A 23,474-nucleotide genomic window follows, 5' to 3' on the forward strand; every position below is an offset into this window, starting at 1 on the left:
GACTTTGTCGGAGGTGCCGGGTAGCGTTGAAGATACGAAGCGGCCGAGGGGCCGCGCCTCGAACGGAAGGAGCCGGTATGGCTCAGATCAGCACCGCAGACCTATACGACGAACGCGGTGATGAACTGCAGTCGGTGTCGCTGCAGTTTCTGAACCTCGGTGGTGTGACCGGTTTCACCGGTCCCGTGCGCACGGTGCGCTGCTTTCAAGACAATGCGCGCCTCAAAGAACTGCTCTCGTCGCCGGGCGACGGCGCCGTGCTCGTGATCGACGGCGGCGGATCGCTCGAGACGGCGCTCGTGGGCGATGTCATCGCGGCGCTCGCGGTCGACAACGGCTGGGCCGGCATCATCGTGAACGGCGCCGTGCGAGACCGCGTGGCGCTCGGCACCCTGCCGTTCGGCGTGAAGGCGCTCGGGTCGAACCCGGCGAAGTCGACGAAGACGGGCGCGGGCGAGACCGACGTGCCGGTCGAGATCGGCGGTGTCGTGTTCGAGCCGGGCATGACGGTCTGGTGCGATGAGGACGGGATCCTGGTCGGCGTCTAAGGGCTTTCGGCGAGCGAGGGGGCGCTGATGGGGTCGAGGATCCGGGTACTCCTGCCCTTCCTGCCGTATGCGGCGATCTCGGTCGTGCACGTGGCGGCGCTCTTCGCCGGGCATACCGATGCCGGGAACGCGGTCGCCGGGCCCAGCAAGCTCGCGCTGATGCCCGCGCTGGCGCTCGCCGTCGTGTGGGCGGCCGGAGCGCGAGAGCCTGAGGCGCCGCCCGGATCCCGAACCGTGCTTCGCGGCGCCGGTGGGCCTATCGCGCTGCTCGTCGCGGCGATCCTCTGCTCGTGGCTCGGCGACGGGGCGGCGACGTTCTTCCCGATGTTCGACGACGAGCTGCCGATGATGCTGCTCTGCTTCGGGCTCGCCCACATCGCGTATCTGGTGCTCCTGTGGCGCACCCGCGGCCTCGCCGTGCATCGGGCGCCGATGTGGGCGGCCGTGTACGCACTCGCGTACGCGGTGCTGATCGTGCTGCTGATTCCGCGGGCCGGCGCGCTCACCGTGCCCGTGATGGCCTACGGGCTACTGCTCGCGGGCACCGCGGCGATGGCGTCGCGCTGCACGGCGGCGATCGCGTGGGGCGGGGCATGGTTCTTCGCGTCTGACGCGATCCTCTCGCTCCGCATCTTCATGCCCGAGGTGATGCCGGCGTGGACGAGCGGTGTGGTCATGCTCACCTACACGCTCGGGCAGGGGCTCATCTCGTATGGCGTGGTCGCGTCGCTGTGGCGTCGCGAGGCGGGGCCGCGGCTCCTCAGCCCTCAGCCGGAGGGGCCTCGGGAAGCAGTCTGAGCAGCTTCTTCGCGCCGCGCGTGACCGCTCCCGCGGCGTGCGCGCGCACCCGCAGTTCGGCATCGCCGGTGACGACGGTGACGGCGTGCTCGGATGCTGCGAAGACGGCGGCCTCGGCCACGATGGTGTCGTCTCCGAGGCCGGGTGAGGAGACCACGCGCACGTGCTCGCTGCTCGCGATGCCGTTCGCGACGCCCTCCACCACCATGGTCCACTCCGGATAGGCGCGGTCGAGGCCGGGCACGCGGGTCTCGGGCAGGTCGAGGAAGCCGGCGCGGATCCCGTCGCCGTGCACCGCCAGCGCCTCGAGCTGGTCGCGCAGCCGCTCGGCGGCGCCGCGGCGATCCTTCCACCATCCGTTCGGCACCGAGCCGATCACGTTGGCGGCATCGATCACCACGGCGGGTCTCGCCGCGAGCAGGGGGCGCAGCAGCTGCCAGCTCGCCGCGAACGCGGGGTGCAGAGGGAGCCGCTCGACGTCGTCGAGCTTGATCCAGGCGAGCGCGTGGCTCTCGGGATCGGTGATGCGGGGTTCGAAGGGGGTGACGACGTCGGCGATCAGGGTGGTGTAGGCCCAGCCGCCGCGGTCGAGCACGTGGGTGTAGCGGGGTGCGACCGCGTTGTCGGGAACCCCGGCCTCCTCCTGCGACTCGCGGATCGCCCCGTCGATCGCGGCCTCGCCCTCGTGGCGGGCGCCGCCGGGGATGCCCCAGGTGTCGCCGTGGTCGCTCCAGGTGACGCGGTGCTGCAGCAGGATGGCGCCGAGAGAGCGATCGTGGGCGAGCAGGCCGGCTGCGCCGAAGCGCCCCCAGTAGCGCCCGCCGTCGGCCGCCGTGACCCACGCGTCGCCCGGGTTTCGCAGATCGCTCATGGTTTCAGCGTAGCGGTGCGGGGTGGGGGAGCGCCCGGAAGATTGCGTCGGGTGCAGGTGACTAGGCGATCGATGGGTGTTTCCGTGGGTGCCGGGTCAGCGCTTTCGCAGAGCACGTCTGCGGGTGAGAATGGAGTATGAGTGAGAACCAGGATGCCGTGTCGGTGCTGACGGAGGATGAGTGCTGGGAGCGACTGGGGTCGCAGCGCGTGGGGCGGATCGTCACCCGCGTGGGCGACGTGGTCGACGTCGTGCCGCTCAACTTCGTGCTCGACGGGCGATCGGCGGTCTTCCGCACCGCGCCCGGTAACAAACTCGTCGAGCTGACCATCAACGATTCCGTGCTGCTCGAGGTCGATGAGATCGGCGAGGAATCCGGCTGGAGTGTGGTGCTGCGCGGACACGCCCGGGTGCTCGAATCGGAGGCCGATATCGCGGCCGTGGAGGCGCTGCCGCTCAGGCCCTTCGTGCCGACCCTCAAGCCGACCTTCGTGCGGATCGAGGCGGAGTCGATCGGCGGCCGCGAGTACCGGTTCGGCCCCGAGCCGCGCCGCGAGGACCAGCAGGAGGGGTAGGGGTTGCTGCTCTGCTCTTCGCTGGATGGGTGATGTGCGGCCGGGATCGCCTGCTGCTGCGGCCATTCGCGACCGTGGACAGTCAGTGCCGTGGTCATTCGCGCCCCAAAAGTATGGGTAAGATAGAGGGGTTGCTTCGCGAAGGCGCAGTGGCAACGGGCTGTGGCGCAGCTTGGTAGCGCACTTGACTGGGGGTCAAGGGGTCTACCCCGCTCCGGTCGGCCCGAACAACTGAAAACTGAAGCGACGGGATGTGGCGCAGCTTGGTAGCGCACCTGACTGGGGGTCAGGGGGTCGCAGGTTCAAATCCTGTCATCCCGACGGAAAAGCCCTGATGAGAAGCCATTTTCATCAGGGCTTCGTCATGTCTGGTGACGGGTTTTCGTTGGTCCCCCTCTGGTCCCCTCGCCGAGGTGCTGATGCTCGCTCCGAGGGGCCGGAGGGCGGATCTGGCTCTCTGGAGTTCGTCGCCTGTGGATAAGGGGACCAAAAGGGGACCAGAGCGCCTGATCCGGGCTCCGGGCTCCCGGTCACAGGGACCTCGACGCGTCGCGCCGGGTCGGCCTGCTGGCCTTGGCGGATCGGGCGAGGAAGGCGTTGGCCTGCTCCGCGGCGGAGGCCAGGTGGCGGTCGTCGGGGTGGAGGTATCCGCGGGTTGTCTCGACGGAAGCGTGGCCGAGGATGTCCTGGAGGACGTGCAGCGGGATGCCAGCGTCGGCCATCCAGGTGGCTCCGGTGTGCCGGAGCCCGTGTCGGGTGAGATCGGGCAGCCCGAGATCCTTGACGATCTGGTCCCAGTTCGTGGCGTCCCTGACGGTGGCGGTGGTGAGCGCGCCGCCTTTCGGGCCGACGAGCAGACGCTCTTCCGGCTGCTTGCCTTCGGTGAGCCGTTCGAGGATCGGCCGCAGCGGGTCGAGGATCGGGACGCGTCGCTCCTTGCGGCCCTTGGTCTGTTTGGTGACGAGGCCGCCCTTGCCGGGGTAGGTCTGCCGGGCGATGACGACGATGTTCTTGTCGAAGCGGACGTCGCCGGCCTGCAGGCCTGACACTTCGGAGGAACGCGCGGCGAGGAGCGCGGCGAGCATCACGAAGTCCGAGTAGGACTGGTGGATCTTTCCGCAGGCGTCCGCGAGCTTTGTCAGGGTGCCCATGTCGGGGATGGCGTGCGCGCGGGGCGAGGCTTGCTCGGCGGGCTGGGTTCGGAAGGCGTTGCGGTTCAGGCTGCGCTTGGCGCGGTTCTTCGCGGGGTTGATCGGGATGAGCCCGTCGCGGACTGCCTCGTCGAGGACGCGCACGAGCGGGGCGATGGAGTTCTTGATCGTTGACGCCCCGTGGCGTTTCTCCCAGGCGTCGATCGTGCGGTCGATGATCCCGGCGGTGATCTGCGTGACCGGCAGGTGCCCGAGGGCGGGCAGCACGCGGAGCTTGAGCCCGTACCCGTAGGTCTCCCCGGTGGAGGTCGGGTCCAGCCCCCGCGCCCACCGGTCGCCGATCGCGGTGACGAACTCGGTGAGCGTCATGGACACGTCCATGCCCTTGGCAGAGGACTGCCGCAGCGAGTCGAAGAACTCGTGTGCTGCAGCCTCGTCGGCGACGATCTCCGAACGGGTGATGCGGCGCTTGCTGATGGGATCGGTCCAGCGGGCGCGGGCTCGGATGCCGTAGGAGCGGCGTTCGAGGTCGGTGGAGATCTTCACTCCGACCGGCGGGACGGGCTTGGGCTGCGCCTGCGGGAGCGGGTCAGCCTTCCGCGGCATCGTCGTGTTCCAGACCGGCCAGCCACGCGTCGACTGCCTCGAGCCGGTATCGTGCGATACCGCCCAATCGCAGGAACGGCGGCCCCTGGCCGGCTGACCGCCATCGGGACAGCGTCGACTCCGACACTTTGAGGTAGGCGGCGATCTCGCGGCTGTCCATCAGCGGTGACACCGTGACCGTCAATTCCGGTTCGTTCATGGCAGCTCCCCGGTGGCGGGGTCGAGGCTGGCGTAGAAGTCGTCCTCGGCTTTGCGGCGGGCGATGACGTCGTCGAGGACGAACTGGATGAAGTTCTCGTCCCGGTCGGGAATGACAGTGTCCTCGACGGGGTCGGCTGGTTCTTCTCCAGGCCAGGCGGTCTGCCGGGTGGGACGGTCTCGGTCGAGCCGGGTGCCGCTGGTGGCGACCCAGTCACGGAGTCGCTGTCGGGCGTCGGCGAAGTCGCGGTGCCAGCCCAGCGGCGCGGAGGCGTTCTGCTCGGGGTCGTAGGCGGCCAGCCAGTGCAGGTGCAGGGCCGAGAGCTCCCAGACGAGTTCGGGGTGACGGTGCCAGAACGGCGGGATCACCGAGGCCGGCAGCCCGTAGGTTCGCCGTAGCCAGTCAACCCAGCGGTTCAGCTCCAGCCACTCGGCCTCGGCTTCGTCCGCGGTCAGAAGATTCCAGTTGATCGGATGCGGGGGCTCTGGGATCAACGGGCCGTCGAACTCGTCGGGCTCCTCGTTCAGACCGGGCTCGTCTGGCAGGTCCGGCTCATCGGGGCCGGGGGTGATGTCGTTCTGGTTCATCACGGCCACTGCCCGTCAGAGACCGAGCGCCGGGACGGCACTCGCAGCTTCACGGCGGGTATTCGTGCTGACGCTCTGCGCTGCGGCCTCTTGCGTCACGGCCGGCTGGCGGCGGGTGCGGTCGACGTCGTAGCGGGTGCGGGCGAGGTCGTGGCCGATTCTCTTCGCCACGAACTCCTCGGCCTTGACTACCTCGCCCTCCGGCGTGGTCCGGTCGTACTCACGGACGTAGCCCTCGGCGACGAACTTGTCACCCTTGGCGAGGCGAGCGTGAGCGCGTTCAGCGGTCTTGCTGAACGCGACGAGGTCGTGGAAGGTCGTCTCGGTCTGCGTGAACGACCCGTCGTCCTCGCGCCGGTAGTGCTCCTGGCCGATCTTGACGTACAGGCGGGCGTCGCCGCGTTCGGTGTAGGTGAGTTGTGGGTCGGAGGCGATGAACCCGGAGAGGGATTCCTGCGTGTGGAGAGCCATCGGACTGTCCTCTTTCTGACATCGATGGGCGGCCCCACGGCCGGGGCCGCCCTTGTGTCAGGCAGGTGCGCCCGGCTCCTCCAGCGACCGGCGTTGCAGCAGCGCCTCGATGCCAGCCCTGTCGGCCCGCAGTTCCTTCGCATCCGGGCGGTCGGTCCAGGTCCACATTCGCGTGACGATGGGCGGTGCGGAGCGGAGCATGACGAGCGCGGTCCCGAACGGGAGGGTGCGGATCGTGTCGGGCGGCATGATCGGGACGCGGCGGATGGAGCGTTGGGCGGAGCGGGAGCCGTGGTCTCCGACCGTGGTGGAGTCGGTCACCTCGTCACGTTCGCCGATGAGCGTGGTCAGGTCGTGCAGGTCTTTGGAGTTCGATGCCCCGCCGAGGATGATCTTGACGATAGAGGCGTCCCAGATCGCGCCGGCGGCGTTCTCCGACCACTTCTCCCGCGCCTGCGCGAGCGACTGCAACACCGGCATCGTCGTGATCCCCGTACCGCCGCCTTCGGCCATGAGCGTGGGTAGCGACGGCAAGGGGGCGAGGTTGCCGACCTCATCGAGGGCCAGCAGCAGTGGCGGGTCGAGGCGGGCCCCGGGGCTGCGGGCGGCGATGCGGCGGGCGGCTTCCACGACGTCTTCCACGAACGCCGCCACCAGCGCCGCGCTGTTGTTGGCGCCGGCGCCGGTCGCCAGAAGGTAGAGCGACCCGCGGGCTTGGAGGAACGCTTCGGGGTCGAAGTCCTCGCCTTCGCGTGGCGACACGGCATCGAGCACGCGCGGGTCCGCGAGGGCGGCCAGGGCGAGGGAGACGCCTTGCCAGATGGAGTCGCGGGTTCTCGGGTCGGAGTCGATCATCGCCTGCAACGACTCCGCCCACCCCGCCGCAGCGTGCGGATGAGAGGTCAGGATCGCCACCGCGTCAGCGGCAGCGGAGGGATCGAGGGTCCACCGGAACAACTCACTCGGCGGGCGACGGTCGAGAGCGGCGGCGTGGAGCAGTGCTTGGAGGGCGGTACGGGTCTTCCCCTCCCAGAACCCGCCACCTTCGACGCCGCCAGCGGACAGACCGGTGCCGGCGGCGAGGCCGGTGGCACGGATCATCGCGGTCAGCGGGTCCTCGCACCCACGGATGGGCGACCACCTGAGGCCCGCGGGGACGCCATCGGCCAGATGCTGCGGGTCGAACACCGCGACCGGCCCGACCCTCTCACGTGCGCGGAGCGTCGCGGTGAGGTTGTCCGGCCGCGTGCTCGTCGTCACGACCGCACCGGGCGCGTCGAGGATGGCGTTGATGACGATGTGGGCGCCTTTGCCGGAGCGGGGCGGGCCGATCAGCAGGATGGAGTCCTCGACGGATGCCCACACGGTCCTGCCGCGGGAGGTGCCGATCCGGTAGCCGACATCCTCCGGTGCTGGCTTGTCGAGGGAGGGTCGCAGGTGTCCGGCCCGGCGCAGCAGTGCGGGCTCGGAGGCGGCCTTGGTGACGTCGGTTTGGGTGGCGATGCCGGGGATGCGGTAGGGGTCGTTCTTGGCCTGTCGGCCGTGCTCGCGGAAGAACCGCCACGCCCAGCACCCTGCGCCAGCGGCGGCGAGGATGAGGACGCCAGCGGTGACCCAGTACGCCACCACGCTCAGGCCGGGTGCGCCGAGTGCTTCCGCCGGGTCGCAGGGGTTGAGCAGCACGCCCAACCCGGCCTCGACTCCGCCGGCGGGCTGACCGGTCCCGGTGATCCACGCGGCGACCGAGCCGGCGCCGCGGAGGATGGCGGCGAGGATCGCGGCGCCGATGAGGAGGCCGATGCCGAGGTTGCTCAGCTCGTCCCCGAGTGAACCCGCAGGCCGCGGGGTGCTCATTCGGGGTGCCCGATCGTGAGCGTCCCGGAGACGCGGCCGAGCAGGATCACCTCTCGGGTCGGGCTCACGGCGAGCTGGTCGGCGGTGAGCAGGCCGCGCATGGTCCCGTCAGGTGCGGCATCGCTGTGGGCGATGACGACGGCGATCGCCACGTCCTCGCCCGGAACGAACCCCTCGCCGTGGAGCGCCACGAGTTCGGGCGGAGCACTCGCGACCGGTGGCTCAGGTGCGGGGGCGGGTTTTGGTTCGGTGCGGTGGCGTCTGGTCGGGGTGATGATGTCGGTGAACGTGCTTCCGTCCGCTTCGCGGACCTCGACCCGCACCGGCGACCGGCGTTGTTCGGTGAGCTGGTCGAGGACACGGGCGAAGTCTTCTCGCTGCCACGGAGGCGCGAACGGCTCCGGCTCGAACGGCACCCCGTCGACGGTGACCGTCATGCGGCCGTCGTCGGTGATCGTGATGACCACCTGCGGGAGAACAATCGGCACCGCCTGGCTCTCGTCACGAGAAGCAGACACTGTGGTGCGCTTATGGCGTGGCCGGGGCATCAGGCGTCCTCCCGTGCGTTCGGGATCACTGAGTTCTCGCGTCACGATTCGTGAACGTGCGGGTTTCCGTGGTCATGCGGCTGGTGGTGTCGAAGGCGGCGAGCTCGGCGGGGTGGAGTTGGTGCTGCACGACGAAGGAGCGGTCCTTGATGCGCCACAGCCCCTGCCCGGTGCCCAGGCCCGGAAGCAGCTTCTGCTCGGTACCGGTGAGGCCGAGCGCTGTTGCGGTGGTGCCGAGTTGGTCGGCTTCCTGCCGGTAGACGATCCTGGTCTCCGCGTTCGCCAGCAGCGAGGAGGCGAGGGCACGCATCGCGGAACCGGAGTCGCCGACGTTGTCGAGGTCGGAGAGCTTGTGGAAGATCAGCATGTTCGCGATCCCGAAGTGCCGGGCGAGCCGCCACTGGGCATCCATCCGCCGCAGCAGCGACGGGTAGGCCATGAGCCGCCACGCTTCGTCGTAGATCACCCATCGCTGCCCGCCGTTCGGGTCGGACAGGGCCGACTCCATCCACGCCGACGAGCACGTCATCAGCACCGAGATCAAGGTGCTGTTCTCCGCGACCCGGGACAGGTCGAGGGACACCATCGGCAGGGACGGATCGAACCGGACCGTGGACGGGCCGTCGAACAGTCCTTGGAGGTCGCCCGCGACGAGCCGGCGCAGGGCGTGGCCGACGAGGCGGCCGTCTTCCGCGAGTCGCCCGTCTTCGTCGTCGCCGGGGTTGGGCGTGAGGATGCGGTCGACGACCATCGGCAGGATCGGAACCTCCGCACTTCGGACCGCGTCCCTCAGGGCGAGGTCGATCGCGGTGTGCTCCAGCGGGGACAACGCCCGGTCCAGCACGGTCTCGGCGAGGGCGCCGATAAGGTCGCGGCGGCGGGAGGCGACCTGCATCGCCCACTCGCTGTCGGACACCGCGGATGGCCTGTGACCTTCATCGAGGGGGTTGAGACGGTTGGGCAGGCCGTGGCCGAGGATGATCGCTCTCCCGCCGACTGCTTCGGCGACGGCGGTGTGCTCGCCCTTCGGGTCACCGGGAACGTAGACGCGCCGCCCGAACGGGAGCGATCGCGTGTAGAGCGACTTTGCCAGGCTCGACTTGCCGGAGCCGACGATTCCGGCCAGGACGACGTTGGGGGCGGTGATGATCCCGCGCCGGTAGAGCACCCACGGGTCGTAGACGAACGACCCGCCGGAGTACAGGTCCTGACCGACGAAGATCCCCTCCGATCCGAGGCCGCCTTCGGCGAGGAACGGGTACTGCCCGGCCAACGTCGCACTCGTGTCCTGGTGCTTGGGTAACCGGAACCTGCCCGGTGTGCGCAACGCCGCAGGCCCCGGCTCGCCAGCGGCGGGCAGGTAGGTCGTCGCGCGTCGTTCGGCCTGCTCCGCCTCCCACCGGGCCTTCGCCTCGGCCTTCCGTGTCGCGCGGGCGGTGGTCTCGACGCGGGTCGCGGCCCGCCGGCGGGCCTTGCGGGCCCGGCGTCGTTCGCCTTCGGGGCCGACGAGCACGGCCGTGTGCAGACGGCCCTCGTCCTGCCCGGTCACAGCGCGAGCCCCCGGCCCTGCGCCGTCGCGGCACCGGGGCGGCGGGTGAACCAGTCGCCGCTTCGCTCCCGGCTCGCTGCCTGGGTGCCCGCGGGTGCAGGCTGGTGTGCGACGCGCACCGACGTCGCGGTCGACGCGGGCACGGGGGTCGGGGTGTCGATGCCGAGGAGTGCCGGGTCGGGCAGGGCGCCGTGCTCGCGCAGCAGCGAGACGTGCCCGAGGAACGGGTTGTAGGTGAGGGTGTAGACGTCTCGGGTCGCCACCTTGTCGAGCGCCCCGGCCGGGGGCTCGTCGTAGACGTACCCGTTCTCGAGCGCGGCCTGCACGGTCTCCTCGCCGTCGAACCCAGCCAGGTGCTCGATCGCCGCATCCGTGCCCTCCCGGCCGATCAGGTCCAGCGCCTCGTCGGCCTCGGAACCTTGGAGGAACACGACACTGATCCACCGCGCCCCGGGCGCCACCGAGATGGCGGGCGCGGGATGCCAGGCGATGCGGCCGGAGTGCTGGGAGGCGGCATCCAGCCGCGCTTCCACACTGTCGAGGAGCGTACCGGCCTGGTGCAGCTCGTCCGCGGCCGCGAGGGCCGACGTCGCACCCGCTGCCTGGCTCCCGGCATCGTCGTTCGCGCGGGCGCGGGAGGCGATGTGGGCGGCGGCGACCTGGTCGAGCACCTGCCGCAGCGACCGAACACCGGACAGCAGGTCACCGATCACCGCACACGTGTCGGCCGGGTCGGCGAACTGGCGGGTCGCATGGGCCAGGCCCCGCAACGCGGCAGACGCCTCGGTCGCGTCCGCGACAGGGTCATCGAAGGTAGGCATGAGCGATACTCCTCGGGAGAAGGTGTGACGGTTGGTGGGCAGGTGCGCCAGCTCAGACCGGCCGGCACAGCGGCAGCGCGGCGGCGGTGAAGGCCTGGGCTTGCTGACCGACGAGGCGGCGGGTCTCGCAGGAGGCTTGGATCGCGGCCTGCTCGACCGCGGCGACCGCAGCTTCGAGCTCATCGACGGTCGGCGCAGAGACGGACACGAGGCCGGAGACGCGCAGGACGCCGTGCCCGGCGGTCAGGTCCGCCTCCTGTTGCAGCACGTCATCCAGCTCCGCGCTGGTGGCGGCGTCCTCGATCTGCCCGATCTTGCGCCGCTGCGCCTGGTCGCTGATGAGCTCGGTCTTCTTCTTCCGCAGGTCCCGCGCGGCCTGATCGGCGCGCACCGGCGTGTAGTGCAGGGCGAGGGTGCGGAGGATCCCGTTGGAGAGCACGAGCGGGGCGAGGAACCCTGGGTAGACCTGCGAGCGGGGCCATTCGGTGATCCACAGCACTGCGTGGTGCGCGGAGTCCGACCGCAGCCTCTCCCAGGTCTCGGTGACCGCGACCGGCCCGGCGGTCGCCAGGTCCCGCCCGAGGTCGCCGTGCCGTTCCAGCGCGGGCGCGGCGGCCGGGTCATACGCGCCGCGCAGGATGACGGCGACCTCGCCGGGCGTGAGCCACCCGGTCGAGGCGAGCTCTGCCGCGCGCAGCGCCGTGGTGAGCGTGGTCATCTCCTGCCGCAGTACCGCGGCGGCGCCGCGCATCCCGCCGCCGGACGTTCTGATCTGCCGGCTTGCGGCCTTCATGTCGAGCGCCAGGCTGATGGTGGTCGCGTGGCGTTCCCCGGCGGGGCCGGCGCGCTCGATCAGTTCGGCGTAGGTGGTCGCGGCCCAGGAGCCGTCGTCGGTGCCGTGCGTGCGCCACCATTCCGCCAGCCCTGTTCCCGAGTCCGGCAAGGTGCGCTCGGAGACCTGGATGCGGGCGATGCGCCCGGATCGGCAGGCTGCGGCGAGCACGCGGCCCCACCCGGAGACCCTGCGCTGCTGCTCGCCGGGATCGAGGAGCACGAAGGCCGGATGTGAGACGCCGAGGATGGCGGTGAGGGTCTGGGCGTGCGGGTCGTGGATCATCGCCGCGCCGGTCTCGGGGTCCTCCCATTCCCGCAGCGGCGCCGCATCCCCTGGGAGGGCGAGCGTGCCGGCGGGGCGGGGCTTGATGACGCGGCGCCGGTAGGTGAGCTGCCCCAGATACGTCCTGGCTGCCCAGCGGGCGAGGATCGGCACCCACTCGATCACCTTCCGCCCGCCCGCCGGGACCACCGCCAACAGCGCGCAGGAGCCCCAGATAGGGGCGGTCCAAACGAAGGCCATCCCTCCGCCCAGATAGAGGGAGAACACGACCGTCAGCACAGCGACGCCGAGCACGACTAGCTGCGGCAGGGACAGACCGAGCATGATCCCGCGCTTGGTCAGACGGGAGAACTGCACCGCCGCCAACGGATACTCACTGTGCGTATGCGAGTTCGCAGACATGCGCAGGTCACTCCTTCCCGGTCGGTTTGGACGATGGCGGAAGAGGCGGGTCCGACCGGCGTCGCGGCGCAGGCGAAGACTCCACCGAGCCCCCGGGCAAGCCAGACGGCGGGGCCGCTGGTGCGACCGGGGGTGGCGCCGACGGTGCGGGACGCTGTGACGGGGTGCCCTGCGAGAGCGGGACAGGCGGCGTGGATGCCTGCTCCGCGGCGGCACCTGCATGGGTGTCTGCGGCCCCGCCAACCGCGGCTCCAGCCTTCGGCCCGGCGGTCGCCGCACCCTTCACCACAGCGCCGCCGACGACCACCGCCGCCCCCACAGGCCCGGCGGCAGCACCTGCACCCGCTGCACCTGCGGTCCCGGCTCCGGCTCCCGCACTCGCCCCGGTTCCGGCCCCCGCTCCGGTCGAGGATGCGGCAGCCCCGGTCCCTGCGGCCCCGGCTCCTGCGCTGGCGGGTGCCGCAGACGAGGTGGGGGGCGGCGCTGAGCCGCCTCCGCTCGGGGGCGTGCTACCGGGATCGGAGCCGCCGTCGAGCACCGTCTTGGCAGAGTCAGCCTTCGGCGCGGACGGCACCGGCACGGGCCGGTTCAGCGCCGACTTCGCCTCCTGCTCCGAACTCATCGCGTGGTACATGTCGAACCCGACAAACGACAGGAACTTGTACGTGATGTACGGGGCGAACGCGGCGATGAACATCAACACCACCCCCGCGATCGGATCGCTGATCGAGGCGAGGTCGGCCTCGATCGGGGCAGACACCTGCCCGATCGCGACGAGGAAGATCACGACGAGGACGAGCTTGGAGAAGATCAGGGCGATGACGAACGTCGCCCATTTGGCGAACCAGCCCTTGGTCGCATCCCACGTCGCCCCCGCGAGGGCGACCGGCCCGAACACGATCGCGACCAGCAGCAGGGCCTTGCGGATCAGGAGGGAGAACCACACGATCGCCGCCGCCGAGATGGCAAGCCCGGCGAGGAAGATCGTGATGATCGCGCCGACTCCGGGAGCGGTGATGTTGATGGTGGCCAGCCCGGCGGCGAGGAGCCCGATCTGGGTCCCCATGTCTTCCATCGTGTTGCCCGTGGCCTGCACGATTCCAACAGCGAGCTGATCGGTGACCTCCAGCAGCAGGGCCGTGAGCGTGATGACCAGAAACGACCCGAGCACGCTCTTGGCGAGACCGAGGGCGGCACGGGACAGGGCGGTGGGGTCGCGGTGGATGAGCCCGGTGATCAACTGCAGGCAGAAGAACACCAGCATGATGAACACGGCGGCACCGAACAGGACGTTGTAGACGCCCACGTACTCGGCGCTGGTGACGTCCACGAGAGTCGTGGTGTCGAACACGGCCCAGACGGCCTCGAACAGCCACGCGGCAGCTCCCGCCATCGCCTGGCCGAGCCAGTCGAACGGCGCCGCGATCAGGGAGGCGGTGCCCTCGCCGACGGCATCGCACACGTTGGAGATGACCGGGACATCGCAGACGCTCACCGCAGCCACCCCCGAGGTCGGGAGTCATGTCGGGTGGTCATCACACGGCCTGCCCGACGCCCCAGAAGAAGTTGATCAGCGTCACCGCGGCACCGCAGATGATCGCCGCCCCGCACGAGACGAGGACGCCGACCTTCCCGCGTGAGGCGAGGTGCGGGTTGGAAGAGTTGGCGCCGAAGCCCCACACGATCGCGGAGATGATCAAGGCGAGGACGGACAAGATCAAGCCGACGGTCATGACGGCGCCGACGATGATGCGCAGCTGCTCGATGCCCGGAAGGCCCGAGCTGTTGGGGTCGATGTCGATCACGGAGTGCTCCTGACTGGTGACGAGAAGGGGTTCTCGACGGTCAGGTGCACCCCGCGACCCCCGCAGGCTTCGGCCTCAAGCCCGCGCGCTGCTCGTAGGCTGAACGGTGTGACCGGTGAGCTGGTGTTTCAGAAGGCGCTGATGCAGGCGGACCGTGGTGACGCCTCCGGCGCAGAGGCGACCCTGAGGAGCCTGCTCAGCACGACTCCGGCCGGCGCGCTGCGGGTACGGGCGATGATCGTTCTGGGAGACCTTCTGCATACGCACGACGTGCACGAAGCGCGCCGCGTCCTTACCGACGCACTCGCGACCATCGAGCAGCTAGGAGACGCTGACGATCTCCTGGATGCCGAGGCCGCACGTGCCAGAGAACTTCTCGCCTCCCAAGGGCGACGCCGCTAGGTCGTGTCTCCCAATAGTCGGACCCAGGTGAGGATGGCGCAGAGGGTGACGCCGGCGCGGTACGTGATGGCGAGTTTGTCGAAGCGGGTCGCGATGCCGCGCCACTGCTTCGCGAGTGCGAAGAATCGCTCGATCACGTTGCGACCGCGGTAGGCGGTGGCGTCGAACCCGGGCGGGCGACCGCCGCGACTCCCACGCCGTTTTCGTGCGATGATCTGGTCGCGCTTGTCGGGAATGACGGCCTTGACCTTGCGGCGGCGCAGCTCGCTGCGGATGACTCCGGTCGCGTAGGCACGGTCGGCGATCACGGCGTCGGGTCGGGTTCGTGGGCGACCCGGGCCAAGCCGGGGAACCTGGATCTCGCCGAGCACGTGGATGAGCATCGCTCCGTCGTTGCGCTGCCCGCCGGTCACGATCATCGCGAGCGGGCGGCCGTGCCCATCGACGGCCTGGTGGATCTTCGTGGTCAGACCGCCGCGGGAGCGGCCGATACCGTGACCGGGCGGTTCAATCTCGTGCCAGGGCAGATTCTTTGTGATTCGATCCTGCCCCCTGTGTCCTGCTCGGGGCGGGTGGTGTTCGTCGCATGCTGATGCGCACGCGCGATCGTCGCATCGATCGACACCGCCCAGTCGATCTTCCCGGCCGCGTCGGCCTCGGCGAGGATCTGCGCCAGCACCCGATCCCACGTCCCGTCACCGGCGTAACGGCGATGCCGCTTCCACACCGTCTGCCACGGTCCGAACTGCTCGCGGGGCAAGTCACGCCACGGGATCCCGGTGCGGAACCGGTACGCGATGCCCTCCACAACCCGCCGGTCGTCACCGAACGGGTGACCACGCCGCCCGGCATTGGACGGCAACAGCGGAGCGATCCGCTTCCACTGCGCATCCGTGAACACCCGATATCGAGAACCCGTCGACCTCACCCCACCAGACTGCCGCGAACCTCACGATGCATATGGGAGACACGCCCTAGCCGCCCGCCTGTGGATCGACACACCGTCGTCGAAGCGACCGCGATGGTCCGAGCAGGGCGTGTGTGCGCAGGCGCCGGAGGAGACGCAAGTCCTCGCGCAGCAGTCCGGAGACCTGGATTGGGCCATCTCGATCGGCTCCACGATCGTGCGCGTGCATCAGCACGGTGCGACGCTGCCGCGCATCGCCGGGGTGTCTGTCGAACTGCAAGAAGTTCGTGACGAGCCGCCTGATCACGCGATCGGCCGCTCCCGTGGCGGGCTGACGACGAAGAATCACCTGGTCTGCGATCAGACAAGACCGCCCGCAACTGCCACGCCGGCCTCTGTCTCGCCGCGACACTACACTGGTTCATCAGCAGCGTTAGCAACACGGCCTAGGCCGTGTTGCTAAATGTGGGTGTGGAGCCTTCGGGTGATTCTTGAGTCGTGTCGCGAGATGTCATCACGGACGAGGTCTGGGAGCTGATCCGGGACGTGTTCCCGCCGGCGAGGACACGGGGCCGTCCTCCGGTGGATCGGCGCACAGTGGTCGAGGCGACCGCGTGGCGGTTCCGCACGGGATCGGCGTGGCGAGACCTCCCCGATCGGTTCGGGAGCTGGAACACGATCTACAAGAACTTCCGCCGGTGGGCGAGCGACGGCGTCTGGGAGGACCTGCTCACCCACGTGCAGAAGCGGGCGTCGCTCGCTGGCGAGATCGACTGGGTCGTGTCGGTGGATTCCTCGATCGCGCGTGTCCATCAGCATGGCGCGACCTTGCCCCGGGGCACAGGGGGATCCGTCGAACTACAAGAAGTCCGGGCCAGAGCCTTCTGACCACGCGATCGGCCGGTCACGGGGTGGTTTGACGACGAAGATCCATCTCGTCTGCGACGGGAAGGCCTGGGCGCTGGCGTTCGTCCTCACTGGCGGGCAGGTCGCAGACACGAGCATGTTCACCTGCGTGCTGGACGAGATCCACATCCCCGGCCGAGGGCCCGCGCGCACGAGACCGGACCGGGTGCTCGCGGACAAGGGCTACCCGTCGAAGAAGAACCGGGCCTGGCTGCGCGAGCGCGGCGTCAAGGCCACGATCCCCGAACGCGACGACCAGATCGCGCACCGTCGCAAGCGGCCGGGCCGTCCGATCGACTTCGGCGATGACCAACGGGAGCGCTACAAGGGCCGCAACGTCGTCGAGCGGTGCTTCAGCTTCGTGAAGCAGTGGCGCGGACTCGCTTCCCGCTACGACAAGACCGCCCGGTCATACGCGGCAGGGATCTGCCTCTCCGCCGCTCTGCAATGGATTTAGCAACACGGCCTAGGACAGATTGGGCACCCTTCGCGTCGTCATGCCGCCGTGACACCTGGGAAACTGGAGACATGCCCGAGCACCCGGAACCCCGACTGGCGGACTTCCTTCGCGCAGCACGGGGTCGTCTGACACCCGAGCGTGCTGGGATCTCCGATGCTGCCGGGCGTCGCCGGGTGGAGGGGCTGCGGCGGGAGGAGCTCGCGATGCTGGCCGGCGTGAGCGTCGACTATTACACCCGCCTGGAACAGGGGCGCAGCAAGAGCGCATCACCAGAGGGTCCTTGACGCGATCGCCGGAGCGCTTCAGCTCGACGACGCCGAGCGCATGCATATGCACGCCATCGCCAGGCAGCGGCCAGCCCGTCCGCGCTCGGACAAACCGCAGCGGCTGCATCCGGAGACACGGGCGCTCCTGGACGTGTTCGAGGCCTCGTTGCGACCGGCCTTCGTCCTCGGCCGACGCCTGGACGTTCTGGCGCACAACCGCCTCGCCGGCCTGCTCATCGCGGACTTCGAGGGCATGCCCGTGTCCGAGCGCAACCAGGCCAGGTTCGTCTTCCTTGACCCGCATGCACGAGACCTGTACGCCGACGGGGGACAGGTCGCGGCCGATACCGCCGCGATGCTGCGCATGGACGCCGGGGACCACCCCGATGATCCGGCGCTCGGCCGCCTGGTCGGCGAGCTGGCGATCCACAGCCCCGACTTCTGACGCCTCTGGGCGCGCAACCGCGTCCACCGACGCAGCGCCGGCACCAAGAGTTACCGCCATCCGCTCGTCGGCGAGCTCACCATCACCTATCAGGCGCTCACGCCCGGCGACGACCCCGAACAGACGGTGTTCGTCTACCGCGCTGAGACGGTAAGCCCGTCGGAGCACGCGCTGCGGCTTCTCGCGTCGGCGCCGACCGCGAGCGCGCCGGCCGGCGCCGACCGGCGGATCAGCCCTTCGAGTGCACCGTGACGATGTAGCCGTCGGGGTCTCGGAAGGAGAACTGCGTGCCGAACGGTCCTTCGAGTGGCTCCTGCACGATCACCACGCCCTGGGTGCTCAGGCGCTCGTGGAGGCCAGCCGCGTCCTCGTTGCGAAACCAGACGCCGATGCCGGCGCCCGGTTGAGGGATGGCGTCGAGGTCGACACCAGGCAATGGGACGCGCACTGCGAAGGTCGCGTCCCCTGCCGAGAACACCGCGGCGTCCGGGTTCGGCGCAGGCAGCCGCACCATGCCCACGGTGTGCTCGTAGAACGCTGCGGAGGCCTCGAGATCGCGCACCTGAAACGAGACGAAGTCCGGGCCGCTGGTCGTGCTGTTCATGAGTTTCTCCAATCATCGGGGTGTCAACATGCTGACACTGACTGGAGTGTGTGTCAAACTGTTGACATGAAGTCGGGAGGATACGTGTCTCCGGATCAGCTGGGCGTGCTGATCAAGGAGACCCAGGCTGTCTTGAACCAGCGGATGGATGAGGTGCTGCGTCCACTCGGGCTCAGCGTCTCTCAGTACGCCTGCCTGCGGAACCTGCACGAAGAGCCCGGCATCACCGGATCAGAGCTGGCTCGGCGCACCTTCGTGTCGCGCCAGTCGATGAACGTGCTCGTTCAAGGGTTGGAGAGGCACGGCCTCGTTGAGCGGGCCCCCGAGCCCGGCCCGCGTCGTGAACGCGGAGCCATGCTCACTCACGCGGCAACCGAAATCCTGGCACGCGCCGACAACGCGGTGTCGGACGTCGTCGGCGCCATGACCGAGCACCTCGGGCAGGAGCAGCGCAACGAGCTCCACGCACTGCTCAGCGCATGTCGGGATGCACTTGCCAGAGAGTCATCGCGGTGACCTTCTCGGCGTCGATGGCGGGCTACTTGCCGGCTCTGTCTGCCGGCCTGTCCTGTGTTGTTTGGAGTCGCCCATTCCCGGGCCCACAAGCATCCGGCGGATGCAGTCGCGTCAGATCGGGGCGAGCGTTCTCCAACTGTTCCCCCAGCGTGAGTATGAGCTCGTCGTCACCGATGGCGGCGCCGAGGTGGATTCCCACAGGCAGACCACGCTGATCGAGGCCCCACGGGACGGAGAGAGCGGCACCCCCGGTGACGTTGAAGATGCCAGCGAACGGAGAGACCGAGAAGAGCTCTGCGAAGTGCACCGCTGCGGGGCGGTCCGTGCTCATCGTCCCGATGAGCGGCGGAGGCTGAGCTGTCGTGGGGGACAGGACGACGTCGACGCCCGAGAAGTGATCGGCGAAGGCGTAGCTGAGAGCGTGCAGTTCCGTCAGGACACGCAGGAGTTCGACGGCTGTCATGCTCCGCCCCGCCCGCACGACCTCTGCAGTCACCGGTTCGAGCACGTCCGGATCGAGGTCTTCTCCATCGCTCAGGAGCCTGGCCAGATGTGCCCCGGCGATCGCGCCGAAGACGGAGCCGACCCTCCTGACCTCTTCGGTGGGCCGCACACGCACGACACGATGCCCTATTGCAGACAGCACCTCAGCGGCATCCGACGTGGCCTGCACGTAATCGTCATCGACCGCCGTGCCTCCCGGAGCTTCCAGGAGCAGCCCGATCGTGAGAGGCACGCTGAACGCGCGCGGTCCGGGTGACGGATTCCACTCTCCGGGGGAGAAACCGGGTCTGTCCGATGAACGGTGTTTCTGGGCCGGCGGTCATTACCTAGAGCTGGGTGCCGACGTCCAGCAGGAAGTTGAGCCACGCGACCCCGGCGCCGGCGAGGGCCGCGGCACCGACCGAGACGAGCAGGCCGGCGCGGGCCTTGGTCGCTGCCTGGTAGTTGCCGTTGGAGGAGGCGATCGCCCAGGTGATGGCGCAGACGATGAGCATGAGCACGGCGGTGACGAGAACGAACATGAGCAGCGCGCCGACGATCTCGCGGAGGCTGGCTGTGCCGCCGACGCTGCCGAAGTCGGGGAACACGTCCATCACGCACCCCCTCCTGCCGTGCAGAGAGCGGGTGTGGTGTCGCCGCCGGTGATGCCTTCGGCGCCGTGGTCGGTGAGCCAGGCGTCGGAGTCCACCGCGCCGGCGTTTGCGCCGCCGGGGTGGATTTGCAGGTGGAGGTGAGGGCCGGTGGAGTGGCCGGAGGAGCCGACGTCTCCGATGTGCTGGCCCGCGGTCACGGTGTCGCCTTCTGCGACGTGGATGCCGTGAGACCACATGTGGATGTACATGGATGCGACCCGCTGCCCGCCGACGGTGTGCTCGATGACGATGACTCCGCCGCCTGCGTCGGTGTAATTCGCTCGCACCACGACGCCATCTGCGACGGCGTAGATCGGAGTGCCGTCCGCGGCGGCGAAGTCGGAGCCTGCGTGGAAGCGGCGTTCGCCGGTGATCGGGTCGTTTCGCCACCCGAACGGGCTCGTCCGAACCCAGGTGCCTTCCGGGAGCGGAAACACGATGCGCGTCGTCTCGGGCACGACGGGCGTCTCGTCCCCGCCACCGTCGCCGGAAGGAGCGGGCCGAGTGAGGGCAGCGAGGATCGCCTCGGCGACCGGCTGGTAGTTCTGATACCGGTCGGGGTAGGCGCTGACCTCGACGGCTTGGGCGGCCTCGCCGGGATCCATCTGCTGCCAGCCGGAGATGTCGAGCAGGCCCCGCGGCGACGGGTAGTTCGGGCCGGACTCCCCGCCGTAGAACGCTCGCGCCTGGTAGGTGGGGTCCATGAGCTCTGCGACGGTGCCCCATCCGCTGACCGGGCGCATCTGGAACAGCCCGAGCGAGTCGTGATCCGAACCGTCGCCGTCGTTGGGGTACTCCGCCGACTCGGGATAGGCGCTGGTGTTGGCGAGCATTCGCAGGGTCGACTCGGTCAGCGCAGCCATGAGCGCGACCCGCACCCCATCGCGGCCGACGCCGGCTGTCTGCCCTCCGACGGTGATGATCGTCGCGGCGTGGGTGAGCTGTTGCCGGTTCAGCGTGACCGTCTCCCCGTTACGGGTTGTCGCGGTCAGTGAGTCCGGGATCGGGCCGACCGCGAGTGAGCCGGGCGCGCAGACGGCGGCGGTCGCAGAGGTGCCGCCGAGCGTGGCGACGCCCAGCAGGATCGTGGACGGCCCCAGAAGCAGCAAGGTGAGGGCGAGGAGCGCGAGCTTCTTCATCACGGACTCGGCTCAGCGGAGAGGGTTGTCGAGCTGTGAGAGCCGCAGCACCTCACACAACCCGGACCCGGTGCCGCGACCGGGCGTGGGCGGGGTGCAGACGAGGAACACGGTGAAGGAGACCGGGCGGGACGCTTCGACCGGATCGGTGCCCCAGATGCCGTCCCGGTGCCGTGTCCCCGAGATGGTGTACGCGACCGCCCCGTCGGGTATCTGGCTGGGGGCGGCCTGCTCGACGGCGGTCTCCCACGCCTCGGGGACGAACACGTCGTCGATGGTCAGCCACTGGCGAGTCGCGTAGGTGCGCAGCTGCGCCCACGTATCGTTCGTCGGCAGGTAGGCGCGGACATCACCGACGAAGGCGTCGGCCTCGCTGCCGTGCGCGGCATCCGCGAGCACCTGCGCATAGTCCGACGGCGTAAGCCCGGTCGTGGTGTCCCAAGTGAACAGTGCCTCTGCAACTGCTCGGGCGAACGCTTCCGGCCCAAGGTGCTGGTCCACAGGCTCCAGCTCTGCGCCCGAGGTCGGGGCCGGTGTCACGGGCGCGGTGGTGGAAGGCCGCTCGCTCCGCGCCGGGTCCGACGGGGCGGCGGGGCCACGGACGAGCCCGTAGATGCCGACTCCGACGAGCAAGAGCAGAGCGAGGCCGCCAGCGGTGGCGGCGATCAGCAGGCGACGACGGCGACGGTCATCAGACGTGGCGGGGTCCATGATCACGGGGTCCTTCCCGGACGGCAACAACGGATGCGTGGTTGCCAGGAAGGTGCGCGACCCGTCACCGGGTTCAGGCGATGTGCGCGGCCCGGTCCTGCCGTGCCGCGCGTGCGGCGTTGGCGAACGCGATGGTCCCGGCGATGGTCTCCTCGAACCGTGCCCACTGTTCAGCGGTGAGAGCTGGGCCGACGTCGGCGGGATCGTAGTGGGTCCACCATCCGGCCATGTCGTCCCAGATGGCCAGGAACGCGGTCAGCGGGAACGGCACCGGCTCCCCGGTGTTCACCGCCGTCAGCGCGGGCCGTGCCGGCTTCTTCTTCCCGGCGGCCTTAGCCGCCTTCACGCGGGCGAGCGCGGCCTGCGCGAGCTGCTCCAGCTCCGCCGCCCTCGCCTCCTGCTCCGCCGCCCGCACCGTGTCTGCTTCGACCCGTGCCTGTTCACGCACCTCGACAGGCTGGGCGGGGTCCGCGGCGAGCTGGTCGAGCTCCGCCAGCGACAGTTCGGCATTCACGCGCAGGTGCGAGGGATAGACGCTCCCGCCTGCCTTGATCCGCTCGACCTCCGCCGCCGCGCGCGCCCGTACCGGTTCCGGCTGCGACTCGTCCGCGGCCAGGTCCTGCAACCGGCCGATGCGCTCCAACGTCGTATAGGAGGCACGGCCAGTCACCATCCGCGCAGCCTGAGCGCGAGCCTTGCCCTGCTCGAACTGCGGTGGTGCCAAATTGGCACCACCGTCTTCTGCGTCGTCCGCGGTCGTCTGGAACCGTGTGGCCTCCTGGCGGCGGGCGGCGTCTTCGGCGAGCAGGGTCTTGAGTTCGCGGTAGAGGGCGGCGGCTTCGAGCTGGGTGAGCGGCTTGTGCAGGACGTTCTCGTCTTGTTCGGCGAGGAGTTCCCCGAGCCGGTCGGAGATCCCGGACCTGACCCAGACGTTGACGGTCTTGATACCGAGCAGTTTCAACGCCGCCAGGCGCCGCGCCCCGCAGATCAGGTGGCCGTCGAGGGTGATCGTGATGGGCTGGAGCAGCCCGTTGCGGCGGATCGACTCCACCAAGGGCGCGAGGTCGCCGTGGTCGTGCCGGTGCCGGCGGCCGACGATGATGGAGTCGACCGCGCGCTCCAGTTCGATGTGTCCCGCCGGCACCGTGCTCATGACTCCTCGCCCCCTGTCAGGAGTGGGGCGGCGAGCCCGGCCGCGATCACGAGGTCGTCGTCGGTGAGGAGGGCGCGCAGGGGCTGGCCGATCAGGAGCCGCACGAGCATCCCGCGCCCGGCGTTGGTGTGTGCGAGGGTCGGGTCGGGGGTGCCGAGCACGATCCGCAGCAGCGCCGTCCACGACGCACCCGGAAGGTCCAGGAGTGCTCGGGCCTGCCGGTCGCGGCGCAGCACCTCGAACGCCGACGCCCGCGACACCGACTCCGCGAGCCGCGTGGTGATGTATTCGACCGCGGCCCGGGCTGTCGAGGGTTCCCAGCCGACCCAGGTCAGGAATGCGATCGTCTCCTCGATCGCGGCGGTGACGTTCATCGCCCGTTCCCGCACCGGACGCTCGTCATCCTGATCATCGTCGGGGTCGGTGAACGGGTCGAAGCAGAACGCCGGGTGGTAGTCGGGAAGCGGATTCTCCCGGTCACTGAACCGCTCCGCATCGTGGAACACCGAGTACTTCGGGCGACGGGCCTGGTGCACGGAGCACAGCAGCCCGTTGCCGCGCTCCTCGGCGGTGCAGGTCACCTGCACCGCCCGCGTCACTACCGCCCACGGGTCCTCAGCCCGGCGCGTCGCCGCGCCCCGCATCGCCTCGAACGCGGCCGATGCAGCCTCCCACGGGTCGAGGCCGTGCTTGCGGGCGAGGGCGGCGTACTTGTTCGCGGCGTGCTCCATCAGCGCCGCCGCCTCCGGGTCACGCTGCCACGCCCCGCGCCCGGCCTCGTGGAGCCGGTTCAGCAGGGCGCGCAGCGCCTCGGAGTCCTCGAAACGTTCCCGCCGGTCGCGGGCTGTTGCAGTCTGCATCAGGGCACCTCCTGACAGGCAGGTGCGCACATGCTCCCCAGCAGGCATGCTCACGGATCGGCCGGCG

The 23,474-nt window shown here is 69.7% G+C and carries 26 protein-coding genes, 2 tRNA genes and 2 pseudogenes; 10 read left to right on the forward strand and 20 right to left on the reverse strand.

Going from position 1 to position 23,474, the window contains the following annotated elements:
* Positions 1-77 precede the first annotated feature (77 nt).
* Positions 78-548 carry a ribonuclease E activity regulator RraA gene (rraA, locus tag KVY00_RS11795; protein ID WP_223043135.1) on the forward strand — a complete coding sequence of 157 codons (471 nt, stop codon included), beginning with the start codon at positions 78-80 and terminating at the stop codon, positions 546-548.
* Positions 549-575: 27 nt separating this feature from the next.
* Complete coding sequence (locus KVY00_RS11800) at positions 576-1,346, forward strand: lysoplasmalogenase (RefSeq protein ID WP_223043136.1); 771 nt, start codon at positions 576-578, stop codon at positions 1,344-1,346.
* Here KVY00_RS11800 and KVY00_RS11805 read toward each other — a convergent pair.
* The gene (locus KVY00_RS11805) at positions 1,309-2,217 is read right to left on the reverse strand and encodes an NUDIX domain-containing protein (protein WP_223043137.1); all 909 of its coding nucleotides are present in this window, start codon (positions 2,215-2,217) and stop codon (positions 1,309-1,311) included. The two genes, KVY00_RS11800 and KVY00_RS11805, sit on opposite strands and share 38 nt — an antisense overlap.
* 137 nt (positions 2,218-2,354) lie before the next feature.
* Here KVY00_RS11805 and KVY00_RS11810 point away from each other — a divergent pair, with 137 nt between their 5' ends.
* The 3 genes from KVY00_RS11810 (at position 2,355) to KVY00_RS11820 (ending at position 3,113) form a co-directional block, all read left to right on the forward strand.
* Positions 2,355-2,792, forward strand: coding sequence for a pyridoxamine 5'-phosphate oxidase family protein (locus tag KVY00_RS11810; protein ID WP_223043138.1), 438 nt, complete (start codon positions 2,355-2,357; stop codon positions 2,790-2,792).
* A 156-nt stretch (positions 2,793-2,948) separates the two neighbouring features.
* Positions 2,949-3,019 (forward strand) — tRNA-Pro (locus KVY00_RS11815).
* Between the two features lie 20 nt (positions 3,020-3,039).
* Positions 3,040-3,113 (forward strand) — tRNA-Pro (locus KVY00_RS11820).
* Between the two features lie 209 nt (positions 3,114-3,322).
* Here KVY00_RS11820 and KVY00_RS11825 read toward each other — a convergent pair.
* The 11 genes from KVY00_RS11825 to KVY00_RS11875 all read right to left on the reverse strand — a co-directional run bounded on the left by KVY00_RS11825 (position 3,323) and on the right by KVY00_RS11875 (position 13,902).
* Positions 3,323-4,549, reverse strand: coding sequence for a tyrosine-type recombinase/integrase (locus KVY00_RS11825; RefSeq protein ID WP_223043139.1), 1,227 nt, complete (start codon positions 4,547-4,549; stop codon positions 3,323-3,325).
* The gene (locus tag KVY00_RS11830) at positions 4,533-4,748 is read right to left on the reverse strand and encodes a helix-turn-helix transcriptional regulator (protein ID WP_067243709.1); all 216 of its coding nucleotides are present in this window, start codon (positions 4,746-4,748) and stop codon (positions 4,533-4,535) included. The genes KVY00_RS11825 and KVY00_RS11830 overlap by 17 nt, the downstream gene beginning before the upstream one ends.
* Entirely contained in the window at positions 4,745-5,335 is a 591-nt protein-coding gene (locus tag KVY00_RS11835) for a hypothetical protein (protein ID WP_067243775.1), read from the reverse strand. The genes KVY00_RS11830 and KVY00_RS11835 overlap by 4 nt, the downstream gene beginning before the upstream one ends.
* A 15-nt stretch (positions 5,336-5,350) precedes the next feature.
* Entirely contained in the window at positions 5,351-5,806 is a 456-nt protein-coding gene (locus tag KVY00_RS11840; RefSeq protein WP_223043140.1) for a single-stranded DNA-binding protein, read from the reverse strand.
* Between the two features lie 57 nt (positions 5,807-5,863).
* Positions 5,864-7,660: a type IV secretory system conjugative DNA transfer family protein gene (locus KVY00_RS11845; RefSeq protein ID WP_223043141.1), complete on the reverse strand. Its 1,797-nt coding sequence runs from the start codon at positions 7,658-7,660 to the stop codon at positions 5,864-5,866.
* Positions 7,657-8,148 carry a hypothetical protein gene (locus KVY00_RS11850; protein ID WP_255218099.1) on the reverse strand — a complete coding sequence of 164 codons (492 nt, stop codon included), beginning with the start codon at positions 8,146-8,148 and terminating at the stop codon, positions 7,657-7,659. Before KVY00_RS11850 ends, KVY00_RS11845 begins: the two co-directional genes overlap by 4 nt.
* 85 nt (positions 8,149-8,233) lie before the next feature.
* Positions 8,234-9,757: an ATP-binding protein gene (locus tag KVY00_RS11855; protein ID WP_067243714.1), complete on the reverse strand. Its 1,524-nt coding sequence runs from the start codon at positions 9,755-9,757 to the stop codon at positions 8,234-8,236.
* Positions 9,754-10,578 carry a hypothetical protein gene (locus tag KVY00_RS11860; RefSeq protein ID WP_067243715.1) on the reverse strand — a complete coding sequence of 275 codons (825 nt, stop codon included), beginning with the start codon at positions 10,576-10,578 and terminating at the stop codon, positions 9,754-9,756. Before KVY00_RS11860 ends, KVY00_RS11855 begins: the two co-directional genes overlap by 4 nt.
* A gap of 52 nt (positions 10,579-10,630) precedes the next feature.
* Positions 10,631-12,097 carry an SCO6880 family protein gene (locus KVY00_RS11865; RefSeq protein ID WP_067243716.1) on the reverse strand — a complete coding sequence of 489 codons (1,467 nt, stop codon included), beginning with the start codon at positions 12,095-12,097 and terminating at the stop codon, positions 10,631-10,633.
* A 7-nt stretch (positions 12,098-12,104) separates the two neighbouring features.
* Positions 12,105-13,592: a conjugal transfer protein TrbL gene (locus tag KVY00_RS11870; protein ID WP_067243778.1), complete on the reverse strand. Its 1,488-nt coding sequence runs from the start codon at positions 13,590-13,592 to the stop codon at positions 12,105-12,107.
* A 40-nt stretch (positions 13,593-13,632) separates the two neighbouring features.
* Positions 13,633-13,902 (reverse strand): DUF6112 family protein, encoded by a 270-nt coding sequence (locus tag KVY00_RS11875; protein WP_022883069.1) that lies wholly within the window; start codon positions 13,900-13,902, stop codon positions 13,633-13,635.
* Positions 13,903-14,010: 108 nt separating this feature from the next.
* On the opposite strand from KVY00_RS11875, the gene KVY00_RS11880 reads away from it, so the two are divergent.
* Entirely contained in the window at positions 14,011-14,304 is a 294-nt protein-coding gene (locus KVY00_RS11880; RefSeq protein WP_022883068.1) for a hypothetical protein, read from the forward strand.
* On the opposite strand, the gene KVY00_RS11885 is transcribed toward KVY00_RS11880, so the two are convergent.
* Positions 14,301-15,205, reverse strand: a protein-coding gene (locus tag KVY00_RS11885) for an IS5 family transposase (protein ID WP_255572624.1) whose coding sequence is annotated in 2 segments (ribosomal slippage) — positions 14,301-14,803 and positions 14,803-15,205 — 906 coding nt in all. Because the reading frame shifts where the segments join, the coding sequence is not laid out codon by codon here. The genes KVY00_RS11880 and KVY00_RS11885 overlap by 4 nt on opposite strands.
* Before the next feature lie 504 nt (positions 15,206-15,709).
* Between KVY00_RS11885 and KVY00_RS11890 the strand changes: the two are divergent.
* From KVY00_RS11890 to KVY00_RS11895, 3 genes and pseudogenes are all read left to right on the forward strand, one after another.
* Positions 15,710-16,574, forward strand: a pseudogene (locus tag KVY00_RS11890) (IS5 family transposase).
* A gap of 71 nt (positions 16,575-16,645) precedes the next feature.
* Positions 16,646-16,861 (forward strand): helix-turn-helix domain-containing protein, encoded by a 216-nt coding sequence (locus tag KVY00_RS15585; protein ID WP_245556858.1) that lies wholly within the window; start codon positions 16,646-16,648, stop codon positions 16,859-16,861.
* A 46-nt stretch (positions 16,862-16,907) separates the two neighbouring features.
* A pseudogene (locus KVY00_RS11895) lies at positions 16,908-17,540 on the forward strand (MmyB family transcriptional regulator).
* On the opposite strand, the gene KVY00_RS11900 reads toward KVY00_RS11895, so the two are convergent.
* Positions 17,518-17,892, reverse strand: a complete 375-nt coding sequence (locus KVY00_RS11900; RefSeq protein WP_067243721.1) for a VOC family protein — start codon at positions 17,890-17,892, stop codon at positions 17,518-17,520. The pseudogene KVY00_RS11895 and the gene KVY00_RS11900 sit on opposite strands and share 23 nt — an antisense overlap.
* A gap of 66 nt (positions 17,893-17,958) precedes the next feature.
* Between KVY00_RS11900 and KVY00_RS11905 the strand changes: the two genes are divergently transcribed.
* Positions 17,959-18,408, forward strand: coding sequence for a MarR family winged helix-turn-helix transcriptional regulator (locus KVY00_RS11905; RefSeq protein ID WP_027479446.1), 450 nt, complete (start codon positions 17,959-17,961; stop codon positions 18,406-18,408).
* Between the two features lie 22 nt (positions 18,409-18,430).
* On the opposite strand, the gene KVY00_RS11910 is transcribed toward KVY00_RS11905, so the two are convergent.
* The 6 genes from KVY00_RS11910 to KVY00_RS11935 all read right to left on the reverse strand — a co-directional run bounded on the left by KVY00_RS11910 (position 18,431) and on the right by KVY00_RS11935 (position 23,407).
* Positions 18,431-19,144: an amidase family protein gene (locus KVY00_RS11910; protein WP_084344386.1), complete on the reverse strand. Its 714-nt coding sequence runs from the start codon at positions 19,142-19,144 to the stop codon at positions 18,431-18,433.
* A gap of 94 nt (positions 19,145-19,238) precedes the next feature.
* Complete coding sequence (locus KVY00_RS11915; RefSeq protein ID WP_022883064.1) at positions 19,239-19,505, reverse strand: DUF6112 family protein; 267 nt, start codon at positions 19,503-19,505, stop codon at positions 19,239-19,241.
* Positions 19,505-20,683 carry a M23 family metallopeptidase gene (locus tag KVY00_RS11920; protein ID WP_067243731.1) on the reverse strand — a complete coding sequence of 393 codons (1,179 nt, stop codon included), beginning with the start codon at positions 20,681-20,683 and terminating at the stop codon, positions 19,505-19,507. The genes KVY00_RS11915 and KVY00_RS11920 overlap by 1 nt, the downstream gene beginning before the upstream one ends.
* A 12-nt stretch (positions 20,684-20,695) precedes the next feature.
* Positions 20,696-21,394 (reverse strand): hypothetical protein, encoded by a 699-nt coding sequence (locus KVY00_RS11925; RefSeq protein ID WP_067243786.1) that lies wholly within the window; start codon positions 21,392-21,394, stop codon positions 20,696-20,698.
* Between the two features lie 73 nt (positions 21,395-21,467).
* The gene (locus KVY00_RS11930; protein ID WP_067243733.1) at positions 21,468-22,547 is read right to left on the reverse strand and encodes a ParB N-terminal domain-containing protein; all 1,080 of its coding nucleotides are present in this window, start codon (positions 22,545-22,547) and stop codon (positions 21,468-21,470) included.
* The gene (locus tag KVY00_RS11935; RefSeq protein WP_067243736.1) at positions 22,544-23,407 is read right to left on the reverse strand and encodes a serine/threonine-protein kinase; all 864 of its coding nucleotides are present in this window, start codon (positions 23,405-23,407) and stop codon (positions 22,544-22,546) included. Before KVY00_RS11935 ends, KVY00_RS11930 begins: the two co-directional genes overlap by 4 nt.
* Positions 23,408-23,474: the final 67 nt, after the last annotated feature.

Origin of the sequence: Leucobacter tenebrionis, assembly GCF_019884725.1 — a bacterium.
Taxonomy (GTDB): domain Bacteria; phylum Actinomycetota; class Actinomycetes; order Actinomycetales; family Microbacteriaceae; genus Leucobacter; species Leucobacter tenebrionis.